Here is a 14689-nt window from a genome sequence, read left to right as displayed (position 1 = left end):
TTTTTCGTTTGCCCGCTGTCATTACTTTGGCCCAGGTTATGCACGCATGGGTTTACCACCCGGAGCGAGTGCCTTGGCCCATGGACTTTTCAAACCGACATGCCGCGGGTGTTGAACGTGGTCGCGCAGCAAAGGTGGACATCCCCATGATGCGTCTTTGTGCTGTTTTGGTTCTTTCCCTGTTCGGCGGCCTGATTTCAGTGCACGCCGCCCCGGCGCCGCACCCGCATTGGAGTGTGGGCTTTCATCGCATGAGTTTTCTCGACCCGCTGGATCAGCAGCCGATGAATGCCATCGCGTTCTACCCGTCCACCGACGATGAACATTCCACGCAATTGGGCCCTTACCACGTCGCGGCCACCCAGGATTCCAAAGTCGCTATCGGGCGTTTCCCGATGCTGATGCTGTCCCACGGCAACACCGGTACACCGCTGGCGCTGCACGACCTGGCCACTTCGCTGGCGCGCAAGGGGTTTGTGGTGGTGGCCGTTTTGCACCCTGGCGACAACTACAAGGATCACAGCCGCCTGGGCACGGTGAGCAACCTGTACGGGCGGCCGATCCAGATTTCCGCAGCCATTACCGCCACGCTCGGGGATACGATGCTGTCGCCGTTCGTCAATATCGACCAGGTGGGCGTTATCGGTTACTCAGCCGGCGGTGAAACCGCGCTGATCCTGGCAGGGGCCAAGCCGGACTTCGACCGTCTGCGCCGTTATTGCCAGGAGCGCCCGGAAGACCGCGACGCTTGCACCACCAAAGGTGAGCTGGTGGTCGACCGCGAAGACCTGCAGCCGCAAGCCGACCCACGTATTCATGCCTTGATGCTGATGGCGCCGCTGAGCCTGATGTTCGGCCGCCACACCCTGGCTGATGTGCATCTGCCGGTGCTGCTCTACAGCGGCGACGGCGACAAGCTGGTGGCCGTGGACAAGAACGCTGCCGCCCTGGCGCGCAAACTGCCGCAACCGCCGGATTTCAAACTATTGGCCGGGGCCGGGCACTTTGTGTTCATGGCGCCGTGTGACAGTGACCAACTGCTGGCCATGCCGGCGATTTGCACGGATGCCGACGGTGTCGACCGCGAAGGCATCCACCGCGACCTGATCTCGGAGGCGGGGCGCTTCTTCATGCACACCCTGGGTCAGTCGACCCGCGCCGGTTTGCAGACCGCTGATCAATAAGCGCGGCGCTTGAGCTGCACGGTCAGGCACAGGGCCGTGACCGACAGCAGCGCAGCGCAGAAGAAGATCCAGCCATAGCCGAGGTTCAGTGCCACGGCGCCCATCAATGGCCCGGCAATCGCCAGGGCCAGGTCAAAAAACACCGCATACGCACTCAGCCCCGCGCCACGGCTGCTGTTGGGCACTTGCTTGATGGCCTCCACGCCGAGCGCCGGGTACACCAGCGACAAACCGAAGCCGGTGAGCCCGGCGCCGATCAGCGCCACACCGGTGGACGGCGCCAGCCACAACAGGGTCAGGCCGACGGTTTCGATGGTCATGCAGGCAATCGCCGCACTGAACCCGCCGAAGCGGCTGATGGCCGAGATAAACACCAGGCGCGAGAGGATAAAACACAGGCCGAACACCGTCAGGCAGTACGCCGCACCGGCCCAGCCACGGTTGAGGTAATACAGGGTGATAAAGGTGGTCAGCGTGCCGTAGCCGATCGACGCCAGGCACAGGCTGGCACCAAACGGCGCAATGCGCCCGAACACCGCCCAGAAAGGCAGCCGCTCGCCACGCACCACCGGCACCGAGGGTTTATTACGGATCAACACCAAGCCCACCGCAGCCAGCACCGACAGCGCGATACCCAGGCTGGTGTAGCCGTAGTCGGCAACCATCACCACGCCCAGCGGCGCGCCTATGGCAATGGCGCCGTAGGAGGCGATACCGTTCCAGGAGATTGAGCGCGCCGTGTGTTCGGCGCCGACCGCGCCCATGCACCAGCTGATGGTGCCAACGCCGATCAGGCCTTGGGCCACGCCGAGCAATAGGCGGCCGACGATCAGAATGCCCAGGCTCAGGGCGGGCATGCTTTCAACCAGTGTCGCGAAAAACGTCAGCACGCCGCTGACCAGAATACCCGCCAACCCCAGCACAATCGCGCGTTTGGTGCCGACGTTATCCGACATGCGCCCGGCCATCGGGCGGCTGAGCAGGGTGGCCAGGTATTGCGCGCCGATGGTGACCCCGGCAACTACGGCGCTGAAGCCCAGTTGTTCATGCACATAGCCTGGGATCACCGCGATCGGCAGGCCGATGCAGATAAAGGCGATAAAGGTGTAGAAGACAATGGAGACGATCTGCAGGGTGATCGACAGGGAGCTGGGGGCGGCGGCAGGCATGGTCACTCATTCGCGGGCGGGCGGTGAGGGCATGATGGCAAGGGCGTGGGGGAAAAGGAAGCTGGCTAACGGGTTTTGCTGAGGAGGCCGCCTGGGGCGAGGGCTTCATGGTGGCCAGCAGGCTTGCTGTGGTGAACCGGCTTGTTGTGGCGAGCAGGCTTGCCCTGCGTTGGGCTGCGCAGCAGCCCCAATAAAAAACACCGCGTTCTGCCAGGCAGGCAAAACGCGGTGTTTGGTTTTAGGGCCGCTTCGCAGCCCAGCGCAGGGCAAGCCTGCTCGCCACAACAAGCCGGCCTGCCACAGGAAGCGGGTCTGCAACAGTAAGCCGGCTTGCCACAGCGGGTGCTTAGAACACCACGCCTTGGCTGCGCAGGTAGTCGTCGTAGGTGCCGCTGAAGTCGATCACGCCGGTGGCGCTCAACTCGATGATGCGGGTGGCCAGGGACGATACGAACTCACGGTCGTGGCTGACGAAGATCAGCGTGCCCGGGTAGTTTTCCAGCGCCAGGTTCAGCGCTTCGATGGATTCCATGTCCAAGTGGTTGGTCGGTTCGTCCATGATCAGCACGTTGGGCTTTTGCAGGATCAGCTTGCCGAACAGCATGCGGCCTTGCTCACCACCGGAAATCACCTTCACCGACTTCTGGATCTCGTCGTTGGAGAACAGCATGCGGCCCAGGGTGCCACGGATCATTTGCTCGCCTTGGGTCCACTGGCCCATCCAGTCGAACAGGGTCACGTCGTCTTCGAAGTCATGGGCGTGGTCCTGGGCGTAGTAGCCCAGCTCCGCAGCGTCGGTCCACTTGATGCTGCCGGCGTCCGGGGTCAGTTCGTTGACCAGGGTGCGCAGCAGGGTGGTCTTGCCGATACCGTTCGGGCCGATGATCGCCACGCGCTCGCCGGCTTCAACCTGGAAGCTGAAGTCTTTGAACAGCGGCTTGCCGTCGAAGCCCTTGGCCATTTTTTCGACCATCACAGCCTGGCGGTGCAGCTTCTTGTTCTGCTCGAAACGGATGAACGGGCTCACACGGCTCGATGGCTTGACCTCGGCCAGCTGGATCTTGTCGATCGCCTTGGCACGGGACGTGGCTTGCTTGGCTTTCGAGGCGTTGGCCGAGAAGCGGCTGACGAAGGATTGCAGTTCGGAGATCTGCGCTTTCTTCTTGGCGTTGTCCGACAGCAGTTGCTCGCGGGACTGGGTCGCCACGGTCATGTACTCGTCGTAGTTGCCCGGGAACAGGCGCAGCTCGCCGTAGTCCAGGTCAGCCATGTGGGTGCACACGCTGTTCAGGAAGTGACGGTCGTGAGAGATGATGATCATCAGGCTGGAACGCTGGGTCAGGATGTTTTCCAGCCAGCGGATGGTGTTGATGTCCAAGTGGTTGGTCGGTTCGTCGAGCAACAGCACTTCAGGGTCGGAGAACAGCGCCTGGGCCAGCAACACGCGCAGTTTCCAGCCGGGGGAGACTTCGCTCATCGGGCCGAAGTGTTGTTCCAGCGGGATACCCAGGCCCAGCAGCAGTTCACCGGCGCGGGACTCGGCGGTGTAGCCGTCCATCTCGGCAAATTCGGTTTCCAGCTCGGCGACCGCCATGCCGTCTTCTTCGCTCATTTCCGGCAGCGAGTAGATGCGGTCACGCTCAGCCTTGACCCGCCACAGCTCTTCGTGGCCCATGATCACGGTGTCGAGTACGGTGAATTCTTCGTAGGCGAACTGGTCCTGGCGCAGTTTACCCAGGCGCACGTTTGGCTCCAGCATGACCTGGCCGCCGGACGGCTCGAGGTCGCCGCCGAGGATTTTCATGAAGGTCGACTTGCCGCAACCGTTGGCACCGATCAAACCATAACGGTTGCCGGCGCCGAATTTGACCGAGACGTTCTCGAAGAGCGGCTTGGCGCCGAACTGCATGGTGATGTTAGCTGTGGAGATCAATTACTTTACCTATCAATGAGTTGCGAGCGTGGCGGCAGGAGCCTTCAGGCATGCGTCAACAGCGACATCAAGGCGCGAAACCCGGTCGCTGAGCAGAATATTTTGGCTGTGTGTTGGAATTTGGCGCGCATTGTCGCATATGTCAGGCGACAGTTGTATGGCAGGCGAACGATGGTTTCTCCAGAGTCTCCGGCATCGCCAGCCATAACAGCGCCAAGGCCACGGCGGCCACGCCGGCCAGGGTCAGGAATGCCGCGTTGTAGCCGGCCTGTTGCACCACGAAACCGGCGAGGCTGCTACTCAACGCCGCACCCAGGCCAAACACCGTCGACAGCGCGCCAAGGCTCACATTAAAACGCCCGGTGCCCTGGGTCAGGTCCTTGACGATCACCGGGAACAGTGCGCCAAAGATCCCCGCGCCGATGCCGTCGAGCATCTGCACCGCCACCAGCCAGTACGGGTCACTGGACAAGGTGTAGAGCACGCCGCGCAGCGGCAGGATCAGGAAACCTGCGAGCAGCAACGGTTTGCGCCCCCACACATCGGCCTTGAGCCCGACCAGCCAGGCCATCGGCACCATCACCAACTGCGCGGCGACGATGCACGCCGAGGTCAGCGGCGTGGCCATCTGCAGGTTGATCTGCGCGAGCTTCTGGCTGACCAACGGCAGCATCGCCGCATTAGCCAGGTGGAAGAGGGCGCAGCAGATGGCGAATATCAGTAGCGGCCGGTTGGCCAGCAGCACTTTCACGCCGGACGGTTGTTCGTGATCGCTGTGGTGGGCCGGGTCAAAGCCCCTGGCGACTTCATGGTCAATCGCCTTGGCCGACACGCAGCTCACGGCCACGATACTGGCCAGCGCCATAAAGGCCATCAGGTAAAACACCACCACCGGGCCATACAGGTACGCCAGGCCGCCGGCCAGCAGCGCGGCCACGGCATTGCCGGCGTGGTTGAAGGTTTCATTGCGCCCCGTACGCCGGGTGAAGGCGCGTGGTCCGGTAATCCCGAGGGAAATGGCGGATATGGCCGGGGCAAACACCGAGGCGGCCACGGCGCTGGCAGCCTGGGTCAGGGCCACCCAACTGAAGGTGCTGACAAACGGCAGCAGCAGGCAACTGGCGGTCACCAGGATCGCAGCCACGGCGATCACGGCGCGCTTGCTGCGTGTGCGGTCGATCAGCGCGCCCGCCGGGCCTTGGGTGACCAATGCGGCGATGCCGGCCAGGGTCATGACCACGCCGATGCTGGCCGGGTCCCATTGGTGCACGGCCAGCAGGTAAATCGCCAGGTAGGGCCCGAGGCCGTCGCGCACATCCGCCAGGAAAAAGTTGAGGCTGTCCAGGGACAAGGTATTACGCAGGTCAGAGTGATTGGCCACGGCGTTGTCTTCGCAAAGGGTGTTCAGGGGCTGGACACTCGTTGGGTTAGTGACCCATGGGCCTGAACAGAAGTTTCGCGGCTGCTGAGGGTTTTATCTGGCGGGTATTTGGATTATTTTTCGTAGCCCGCTGAAATGACTCTTTGGAGACGCAATGGACATGCCCTCAGCTCAACAGGCGATTGCCAGTAACAAGGCCGCCTGGGACGCCTCCGCCGCGCTGCACAAAGGCACCGCGACCTGGAACACACTCCTGCAATCAGTCGCTGAACCGACCTTTTCGTGCCTCGACCCCACCATCACCGCGCTGTTGCAAACCGTCGGCGTTGCCGGCAAGGCGGTGGTGCAACTCGGCTGCAACAATGGGCGTGAAAGCCTGTCGTTGTTTGGCCTGGGCGCGCGCGAGGTAGTGGGCGTCGATCAATCGGCAGCCTTCCTGGCGCAAGCTCGGGCGTTGGCGGATGTTTCCCCGCATAACCCGCAGTTCATCGAAGCCGATATCCATCACCTGCCTGAGCAACTGCTTGGCCGGTTTGATATTGCCTTGGTCACCATTGGCGTACTCGGCTGGATGCCGGATGTGGCGCTGTTCATGCAGCACGTGGCCAGTACCCTCAAGCCCGGCGGCACCCTGGTGGTCTATGAGACGCATCCTTTCCTGGAAGTCTTCGACCCTCAGGCCAGTAATCCGCTATTGCCCGCCAGTTCGTACTTTCAACGCGATCCGTTCGTGCTGCAGCAATCGATTGTCTACGAAGGGCTGAAAGAGCTTCCTGGGCCGACGTCCTACTGGTACGTGCATACCCTGGGCAGCGTGGTCAGCGGGGCGATTGCGGCGCACCTGCAGATCGAGCATCTGCAGGAGTACCCGCACTCCAACCGGGAAGAGCTGTATGACCAGTACGAACACCAGCCGGCTCAATTGCCGTTGTGTTTTACCCTGACGGCCATCAAACGCTCGGTTTAAAGCGGTTTTTTGCGCACAAAAAAAGGCCCGCGACCGTAGCGGCGGGCCAAGTGAATCACTGGAGTAGGTGGCCTCACGCTAAAGGCCTGGAGGTGAAGGCTGTGTGAAAACCCTGTCGGCGTTTCGGATGCCTGCGGTTTCACCGGCGACGCACAAAGGTGCGCATGGTTTGCCCTGGCCCGGTGCTGAAGACGGTCGGGCGGGGCATGCCTTCATCCGCCGCGATAAACACAAAATCGTCGCCTTCGAGGCGATAGCTGGCGGGTAAGGCTTTGTCGGCGTCATCGCCCATGGAGTCCACCCAGGTAATGCGTTTGGGCGTGGTGCTGCTGTCCAGTGTGAACCGGCCAGCCAGCAATATGTCGCCATTCACGGTTTGGACTTCGAACTGATCGCCACGAATAGTGGTAATGGCACCCGGCGCGCTGTGTGCGTCGGGCGGGTTGTGTACGCCGCTGTCTTCCAGGGAGATTTGCTCCCAGGCGCCCTGGAGCGCGGTGAAGTCCGGGTCTGGTTGAGGTGTCATGCAAGTTCCTTTTGCTGGAGGTTGATCGGCGCGATTGTAACTGAAAGGGGCTTGGAACCTGGTTGGATGGCGAGTTTTTTCTGTGTTGGCAGCACAACCGCCTGCACTGTAAGTAGCCCCACTCCGGGCTTGCGTCCAGACAGGCGGTTGCGCGTCCTACACGCTGCGTAGACAGCTTTTCACAATTCTTAGTTAACCTTTGGTTACAAACTGTGGCTAAATAAAGGTCAATGGCCTGGTTCCGGAAGTGACTCGTCCGGCCAGCCGCCAATGTGTAATTGTGATTTCAGGTGCTGCTTATTAATCCTCGGCCGTTGTGTGCACGCAGGAGCAGCCTGTTCTCTTCTGACTTGTGACGAATCCCTTGAAACTCATCATTGTTGTTCTCTACGTTGCCTCCATTGCGTATGTTCACCTGCGTGGCAGAGTGCGACACAAGTTGGGTCGCCAGCTTAGCGATCACTCGACGTTCCTGGCGCCGATCAACTGCTTCCTCTACTTGTTTTCCAAGCAGCCAAGCCGTCCGTTTCTGTCGCCCAGCGACTTTCCGGACCTGAGCCCGCTGCAGGAGCACTGGGAGGAAATCCGCCAGGAAGGCCAGAACCTGATGCGCGCGGGCGAGATCAAGCGCTCGGACCAATACAATGACGTGGGTTTCAACTCGTTCTTCAAGTCGGGCTGGAAGCGCTTTTACCTCAAGTGGTATGGCGACAGTCACCCGTCGGCGATGAAGCTGTGCCCGCGCACCACTGAGCTGGTGCAAGGTATTGGCTCGATCAAGGCGGCGATGTTTGCCGAGTTGCCGCCGGGCTCCAAGCTGGTGCGCCACCGTGACCCTTATGCCGGGTCCTATCGTTACCACTTGGGGCTGGATACGCCGAACGATCCGGGTTGCTATATCAATGTGGATGGCGAGAGTTACTACTGGCGTGACGGTGAGCCGGTGATGTTTGACGAGACTTACATTCATTACGCTGAGAACACGACGCAGCAGAACCGCATTATTTTGTTCTGTGATATTGAGCGCCCGATGAAGTACCGCTGGGCGGCGGCGTTTAATCGGTGGTTCAGTCGTAATGTGATGGCGGCTGCGGGTTCGCCTAATGATGAGGGTGACAAGACGGGCGGGTTGAACCGTGCGTTTACGCGGTTGTACAAGATCCGTTTGCGTGGCAAAGAGCTGAAAAAGCGTAATCGGGCGCGGTATTACCTGGAGAAGTGGGCGATTTTTGCTGGGTTGGCGGTGATATTTGTTCTGATCTGACTTGTCTGGTTTGCGTTTTATGGCGGTGTTTTTGGTGTACATATCCGTTGCTGCGGTAACGGCTGAGTATGGTTCCGCTCTTACAGCGGGTCACTTTTGGCAAACGCCCCAAAAGTAACCAAAAGGTCTTAGCCCCACCACTCGGTGCCTCGCCTAGGCTCGGCATGCCCTCACTCCGGCTTGAATCCGTGGGCCGCCGCGATGGGCCATCCCTGGCCCAGCGCGGCTAACCCGGCGTCCTGCCGGGTTACCCACGGATTCAAGCCTGCGTTCGGCCATCGTGGTTGACGGGGCGCCTCAGATCAAAAGCAGATCAAGATCAAAAGCAGAGCACGGCGGCCTGAAAGCCGACCTGAGTGGTTGAAGCAAGAGCCAGATCAAGTGCAGAGCAACAGCCTATCTACCTGATGCAACACAGTCTAAATGTGGGAGCGGGCTTGCTCGCGAAGACGGTGTGCCAGTCAATTCATCTGTCACTGACCCACCGCATTCGCGAGCAAGCCCGCTCCCACAGTTGACCGCATGTGGTTTTGAAAATGAGGTCGGCTGCGGATTTGCACACACTGAAGAGCTGCTTTTCTGTGGGAGCTGGCTTGCCTGCGATGCAGACACTTCGGTACATCAGGTACACCGAGTTGATGCTATCGCAGGCAAGCCCACCACCTTTGACCGAGTATGGCTCTGCTGTTGCTGTTGCTGTTGCTGTTGCTGTTGCTCTGGCCCTTACATCCTTTTCGATGACGAAGTCAGCGGTCTTTTGATCTGCGCTTTTGATCTTGATCTGAAATCGCCCCGTCAAACACGATGGCCGGAATCTGACAGTGATTTGGGGGGTAAACCGGCAGGGATGCCGGTTTAGCCGCCCCGAGCCATGGATGGCGCGTGGCGGCGGCCCCCCAAATCACTGGCGGATTGCGGGCATGCCGAGCCACAGCGAGGCACCGAGTGTTGGGGCGAGGACCTTTTGGTTACTTTTGCGTCCTTGCAAAAGTGACCCGCTGTAAGAGCGGAACCATAGGCCGCCGTTACCTAAATAACGGATATGTACACCGCCAAAAAACCGCCCTGCGCAGCAACATTGTTCAGGTACACCAAGTGGATGCCATCGCAGGCAAGCAAGCTCCCATATATTGACGTGGTACGGTGGTTACTACTATCACTGCGGCGGCTCAGCCCCCAGCTTGTCCCACATCTTCTTGCTGATCTTCTGCCGGTTGGCGTAACCGGCCCAAGGGTCGTCCTTGAGCGTGTCCAAACGCTCATGCAGATTAGCCACCGTCCACTGCTGCGCACCGCGTAACCCTTTCAATTCCTCCCGGCTCACCGGCACCGAGACCGGCAGGCCCGGGCGGGCCCGTACCGAATAGGCCGCCACCGTACTCGCACCGCGGGCATTGCGCAGGTAGTCGATAAAGATCTTGCCGATGCGATTTTTCGGTCCGCTGGTGGCGGTAAAGCGTTCGGGCAGTTGCTGTGTCATGAACTGTGCGATGGCCTTGGCAAAGGCTTTCACCGTATCCCACCCATCCCGGCGCGCCAGCGGGATGACCAGGTGCAGGCCTTTGCCGCCGCTGGTTTTGACGAACGCTTGAAGGCCCAACTCGTCGAGCACCGACAAGGTCAGTTGCGCGGCTTCCAGCATGCTTTTCCAGGGCAGTGCGGGGTCCGGGTCGAGGTCGAGCACAAACAGGTCCGGGGTTTCGATTTTGTCGGCAGTGGCGCCCCAGGTGTGCAGCTCGATCGTGCCCATCTGCACGGCGCCGAGCAGGGCTTTGGCGGTGTCGATCTCCATCAGCCGTGCGTGGCCGGGGTCGAGGCGCTGGTCCAACTGCTTGATATGGGGAATCGCCAGGCGCTCTGCATGCTTTTGGAAGAATTGCTCACCTTCGATGCCCTCCGGCGCACGCAGAAGCGAGACCGGCCGGTGGTGCAGGAACGGCAGGAGCCATTTGCTGATGCTGGCGTAGAAATCTGCCAACTGCTGCTTTTGCGTGCCAGTTTGTGGGTCGATCACACGGTCGGGGTGGGTGATGTTCACGCCATTGCCGGCTTTTTTCGGCGCTGTAGCCTGTTTCAGCGATTTGGCCGCGCGCGGTTGCTCATGGATGATCTGCGCCACAGGCTTGTCGCTGCGCAGCGCAATGAACGCGGCTTGGCGTACCACGCCTTCGCGGGTCCATTCGGCGAAATTGACTTCGCCGACCAACTCGGGCTTCACCCAGTGCACGCCGCGTGCCTGGCTGCTAGTCAGCGGTTTGTGCAGCGGCGAAGTCTTGCGCTCCAAAGGCGTGAGCTGAGCGTAGATCGTTTTGAGCGTGTGCTGATCAAACCCCGTGCCGACACGCCCGGCATACACCAAGCCGTTGTCGTCATTGACCGCCAGCAACAGTGCGCCGAAGCCGGTGCGCGAACCTTGCGGGCGGGTGTAACCGACAATCACAAACTCCTGACGCAGGCGGCATTTGAGTTTGATCCAGTCAGCGCTGCGGCTGGACACGTAAGGGCTGCCGACGCGCTTGCCGATCACGCCTTCAAGCGCCAGGTCGCAGGCGCTTTCGAAGATGTCGCGCTGGTTGGCGGCGAAGGCTTCGGAAAACCGCAGCAATTTGCTGCGGCTGCTCGACAGCGCGGCCTTAAGCGCGGCGCGGCGTTGTTCCACGGGAGCTTCGCGCAAATCCTGGCCCTGTAGAAACGGCGCGTCGAACAGGTAATAGACGATATCCAGGCTGCGACCGATATCGAAGGCATTTTGCAACGCCTGGAAGTCCGGCAAACCGTCGGCATTGAGGCTGACCACTTCGCCATCCAGCCAGCTGTCCTGGAGCTTGAGGGCTTGCAGCGCCTTGACCTGGCGCGGCAAACGCTCGGTCCAGTCATGACCGTTGCGGGTAAACAGGCGCACGTCGCCGTCGCGGATACGCGCCAGCATGCGGTAGCCGTCGAACTTGATCTCGTATTGCCAATCGCCAGCCGGGGCGCGGTCGACCAAGGTGGCCAGTTGTGGCGCGAATTCATCGGGCAGGGCGGTCTTGGCTTTCTGGCGCTTTGCACGCGGTGCAGGCGCAGGTGCGGGCTTGCCCACGGTGGCGTCGCTGAGCACGCTTTTGGGCTGGGCCTTTACGATGTCGTAGTCTTCGGCGGGGCGGGCCTGCTGGTCCTTTTCCTTGATCAGCAGCCACTGTTCCTTGTCGCCACTGCCCTTGAGCCGGGTGCGTACCAGCGCCCAATCGCCGGAAAGTTTTTCACCGACCAGGGTGAATTTGAGTTTGCCGGCCGCATACGCCTTGTGGGGATCGTCGTGAGGCTGCCAGACCCCGCGATCCCACACGATCACATCACCGGCGCCGTACTGCCCGGCGGCGATATTGCCTTCGAAGTTGCCGTAACTCAGCGGGTGGTCCTCAACGTGGACCGCCAGGCGTTTCTGGCTGGGGTCCAGGCTCGGGCCTTTGGGCACGGCCCAGCTTTTGAGTACGCCATCGAGTTCCAGGCGAAAGTCATAGTGCAGGTTGCGCGCGTCGTGTTTTTGAATCACGAAGGATAGCGCCGAGGCCTTGGATTTCCCGGCAGGCACCTCGCCTGCGGGTTCTGCGGTGATCTCGAAGTCGCGTTTGCGTTTGTACTCACTCAGAGGCTTGGCCATGGCGTTCTCCGGCTGATGGCGGGCTCAAGAGGCCTTTTTGCTGGCTTTTTTCGCGGCCGGTTTTTTGGTCGCGGGCTTTTTCGCGGCGGGCTTGCCGGCCAGGCTGCGCTTGAGCAGTTCGGTCAGGTCGATCACATCGGCCGATTTGCGCTCTTCGCTGCCGGCCTGGCTCTCAACGTCTTCAACCTTGCCGGCCTTGGCCTTTTTCGCCACCAGCGCCATAATCTTTTCCTGGAAGCTGTCGCGGTATTCGTCCGGCTGCCAGTCGGCGCTCATGTCTTCGACCAGGCGCTTGGCCATGTCCAATTCGCCCTTGGCCAGGCTCGGTTTGGTCACGTCGCTGCCCAACTCCAGCTCGTCGAGGCTGCGCACTTCGGCGGGCCAGCGCAGCATCACCAGGACCAGCGCTGATTCCAGCGGCATCAGCGCCGCCAGGTGTTGCTTGGTGTGCAGCACCACATTAGCCAGGGCGACTTTGGCGGTTTTTTTCAGGGTTTCACGCAGCAGTGCGTAGACCTTGCCGCCGCGTTTGTCCGGGGCCAGGAAGTAGGGCGTGTCGATGTTTTGCAGCGGGATCTGGTCGGCGGCGACAAAGGCAATGATTTCGATGGTCTGGGTCGACTTGGGGTGGGCCGAGCGAATTTCGTCTTCGCTGAGCACCACGTAGCGCCCTTTCTCAAAGGCCACGCCCTTGACGATATTGTCCTTGGTGACTTCCTTGCCCGTGGTTTTGTTGATGCGCTTGTAGCCCACCGGGTCCATGCTGCGTTTATCCAGCCAGTCAAAATCAACGCCCTGGGAGGACGTGGCCGAGACCAGCGAGACCGGGATATGGACCAAGCCGAAACTGATGGCGCCTTTCCAGATTGCCCTTGGCATGGCTGCGGTTCCTTGAGAAGTGTCGGTGTTGTGGTGACTCGCAGGCGGGCGCAAAAGTTTCGGCTGGCAGATGCGCGGACAGATGCGCGGACAGATCGTGTTACATCTGATGAGAAACTATTTAATGTCGAAAGCCGAACCCAAGGCGTAGCGTGTTATCGAAAGCACGTACTACTCGCCCCAAAGAGGTTTTGTCATGAACAGCTGTGTGCGTTACCTCGCCGTCGTCGCGCTGGGCCTGGCCCTCGCGCCATTGGCCCAGGCGCAGAACCTGCCCGGCAGCTACAACACCAATAACAGCCCAATCCATCGGGCTAACCCGAACAGCATGCAGGGCACCCAACCCAATGCGCCGGCCACCACCCGTGGGGTACAACCCGCGCCGACCGGCCCTGCACCCACCGTCGAAAACGGTGGTATCGGCAATCGTTACCCGACCCGTAACGCGGCCCCGAGCCGTCCAGCCACTGCACCCAAAGCGCCCACTTACGATGCCAACGGCAATCGCCGGTAAGGACTCCGTCTTATGTTTCTACGTAAAACCCTGTTAGCCGCTCTTTGCGCAACCCTGCTGCCCGCGACGGCCGTCATGGCGGCGGATGCCCAGCAGTTCCCCAGCGAACAAGGCAGCATCACCGCCACCCCCATTGCCAAAGGCCTCGACCACCCGTGGGCCGTGGCGTTTCTGCCGGACAAACAAGGCTTCCTGGTGACCGAGCGTCCTGGCCACCTGCGCTTTGTCAGCCCGGACGGCAAGCTGTCCGCGCCGCTGACCGGCGTGCCGCAGGTGTGGGCCAAAGGGCAGGGCGGTTTGCTCGACGTGGTGCTGTCGCCAGACTTCAAGCAGGACCGCCTGGTCTACCTGTCGTATGCCGAAGGCGGCGGCGAGGGTGGCAAGGCCGGCACTGCCGTAGGGCGTGGGCGCTTGGCCGATGACTTGAGCGGGCTCAAGGATTTCAAGGTGATATTGCGCCAGGAGCCCAAGCTGTCGACCGGCAATCACTTCGGCTCGCGCTTGGCCTTCGACCGGGATGGCTACCTGTTTGTGACCCTGGGCGAGAACAATGACCGGCCGACGGCCCAGGACCTGGACAAGTTGCAAGGCAAGGTCGTGCGCATTTACCCGGACGGCCGTGTGCCGGACGACAACCCCTTTGTCGGCCAGCAGGGCGTGCGCCCGGAGATCTGGTCCTATGGCCAGCGCAACCCGCAAGGGCTGGCGTTGAACCCCTGGAGCGGCACGATCTGGGAAAACGAACATGGCCCGCGCGGGGGTGATGAAATCAACATCATCGAGCGCGGCAAGAACTACGGCTGGCCCCTGGCAACCCACGGTATCAATTATTCGCTGACGCCGATTCCGGAAGCCAAGGGCAAGACCGTGGAGGGCACTGTGGAACCCCACCACGTCTGGGAAAAATCCCCCGGCATCAGCGGCATGGCGTTCTACGACGCCGAGCGTTTCAACGCCTGGGATCACAACCTGTTTATCGGCGCGTTGGCCAGCCAGGAGTTGATTCGCCTGCAGTTCGATGGCGATAAGGTGATCCATGAGGAGCGCTTGCTGGGCGGGTTGAAGGCGCGGATTCGCGACGTGCGCCAAGGGCCGGATGGATTCCTGTACGTGCTGACCGATGAGGACAACGGCGTGCTGTATCGCGTCGGGCTGAATCAGGACTGAATCAGGACTGAATCAGGAATGACAGAGGCTTAACAGGCCAATGTGGGAGCTGGCTTGCCTGC

11 protein-coding genes are annotated in these 14689 nt (G+C 61.0%); 5 read left to right on the top strand and 6 right to left on the bottom strand.

Translation table 11 applies throughout. The annotated features are described in order from the left end of the window. The first annotated feature begins 146 nt into the window (after positions 1 to 146). Entirely contained in the window at positions 147 to 1184 is a 1038-nt protein-coding gene (locus QF043_RS14850) for a dienelactone hydrolase (protein ID WP_307419112.1), read from the top strand. On the opposite strand, the gene QF043_RS14845 is transcribed toward QF043_RS14850, so the two are convergent. From QF043_RS14845 to QF043_RS14835, 3 genes are all read right to left on the bottom strand, one after another. Beyond that, complete coding sequence (locus QF043_RS14845; protein ID WP_307419111.1) at positions 1178 to 2353, bottom strand: MFS transporter; 1176 nt, start codon at positions 2351 to 2353, stop codon at positions 1178 to 1180. The two genes, QF043_RS14850 and QF043_RS14845, sit on opposite strands and share 7 nt — an antisense overlap. Positions 2354 to 2699: 346 nt before the next feature. Next, a complete protein-coding gene (locus QF043_RS14840; protein WP_074854431.1) occupies positions 2700 to 4286 on the bottom strand; it encodes an ABC-F family ATPase in 1587 nt (528 codons plus the stop codon). A 142-nt stretch (positions 4287 to 4428) separates the two neighbouring features. Then, positions 4429 to 5667 carry an MFS transporter gene (locus QF043_RS14835; RefSeq protein ID WP_056859894.1) on the bottom strand — a complete coding sequence of 413 codons (1239 nt, stop codon included), beginning with the start codon at positions 5665 to 5667 and terminating at the stop codon, positions 4429 to 4431. Between the two features lie 154 nt (positions 5668 to 5821). Here QF043_RS14835 and QF043_RS14830 point away from each other — a divergent pair, with 154 nt between their 5' ends. Continuing rightward, positions 5822 to 6634 (top strand): bifunctional 2-polyprenyl-6-hydroxyphenol methylase/3-demethylubiquinol 3-O-methyltransferase UbiG, encoded by an 813-nt coding sequence (locus tag QF043_RS14830; protein WP_307419110.1) that lies wholly within the window; start codon positions 5822 to 5824, stop codon positions 6632 to 6634. A gap of 139 nt (positions 6635 to 6773) precedes the next feature. Here QF043_RS14830 and QF043_RS14825 read toward each other — a convergent pair whose 3' ends face one another. Continuing rightward, complete coding sequence (locus tag QF043_RS14825) at positions 6774 to 7160, bottom strand: TIGR03067 domain-containing protein (RefSeq protein WP_307419109.1); 387 nt, start codon at positions 7158 to 7160, stop codon at positions 6774 to 6776. 364 nt (positions 7161 to 7524) lie between these two features. On the opposite strand from QF043_RS14825, the gene lpxO reads away from it, so the two are divergent. Further along, positions 7525 to 8424 carry a lipid A hydroxylase LpxO gene (gene lpxO / locus QF043_RS14820; protein ID WP_307419108.1) on the top strand — a complete coding sequence of 300 codons (900 nt, stop codon included), beginning with the start codon at positions 7525 to 7527 and terminating at the stop codon, positions 8422 to 8424. 1156 nt (positions 8425 to 9580) lie between these two features. Here the strand turns inward: lpxO and ligD are convergent. Both ligD and QF043_RS14810 read right to left on the bottom strand, forming a co-directional pair. Then, a complete protein-coding gene (gene ligD / locus QF043_RS14815; protein WP_307419107.1) occupies positions 9581 to 12067 on the bottom strand; it encodes a DNA ligase D in 2487 nt (828 codons plus the stop codon). A 24-nt stretch (positions 12068 to 12091) separates the two neighbouring features. Continuing rightward, complete coding sequence (locus tag QF043_RS14810) at positions 12092 to 12946, bottom strand: Ku protein (RefSeq protein WP_056859898.1); 855 nt, start codon at positions 12944 to 12946, stop codon at positions 12092 to 12094. 196 nt (positions 12947 to 13142) lie between these two features. Between QF043_RS14810 and QF043_RS14805 the strand changes: the two genes are divergently transcribed. Together QF043_RS14805 and QF043_RS14800 are read left to right on the top strand one after the other, a co-directional pair. After that, a complete protein-coding gene (locus QF043_RS14805; RefSeq protein WP_307419105.1) occupies positions 13143 to 13460 on the top strand; it encodes a hypothetical protein in 318 nt (105 codons plus the stop codon). Positions 13461 to 13472: 12 nt separating this feature from the next. Further along, on the top strand, positions 13473 to 14627 hold the full coding sequence (locus tag QF043_RS14800; RefSeq protein WP_307419103.1) for a PQQ-dependent sugar dehydrogenase: 1155 nt from the start codon (positions 13473 to 13475) through the stop codon (positions 14625 to 14627). Positions 14628 to 14689: the final 62 nt, after the last annotated feature.

Source organism: Pseudomonas sp. W3I7, from assembly GCF_030816095.1.
In the GTDB taxonomy this organism is placed as follows: Bacteria; Pseudomonadota; Gammaproteobacteria; order Pseudomonadales; family Pseudomonadaceae; genus Aquipseudomonas; species Aquipseudomonas salomonii.
The sequence above is the reverse complement of the archived record's forward strand: the minus strand, read 5'-3'. Positions and strand labels throughout refer to the sequence as shown.

Coding starts and splice junctions, on each gene's coding strand:
- QF043_RS14810 (WP_056859898.1), bottom strand. CDS start 12,946: ATGCCAAGGGCAATCTGGAAAGGCGCCATCAGTTTCGGCTTGGTCCAT.
- QF043_RS14830 (WP_307419110.1), top strand. CDS start 5,822: ATGGACATGCCCTCAGCTCAACAGGCGATTGCCAGTAACAAGGCCGCC.
- QF043_RS14825 (WP_307419109.1), bottom strand. CDS start 7,160: ATGACACCTCAACCAGACCCGGACTTCACCGCGCTCCAGGGCGCCTGG.
- QF043_RS14805 (WP_307419105.1), top strand. CDS start 13,143: ATGAACAGCTGTGTGCGTTACCTCGCCGTCGTCGCGCTGGGCCTGGCC.
- QF043_RS14845 (WP_307419111.1), bottom strand. CDS start 2,353: ATGCCTGCCGCCGCCCCCAGCTCCCTGTCGATCACCCTGCAGATCGTC.
- ligD (WP_307419107.1), bottom strand. CDS start 12,067: ATGGCCAAGCCTCTGAGTGAGTACAAACGCAAACGCGACTTCGAGATC.
- QF043_RS14800 (WP_307419103.1), top strand. CDS start 13,473: ATGTTTCTACGTAAAACCCTGTTAGCCGCTCTTTGCGCAACCCTGCTG.
- QF043_RS14850 (WP_307419112.1), top strand. CDS start 147: ATGATGCGTCTTTGTGCTGTTTTGGTTCTTTCCCTGTTCGGCGGCCTG.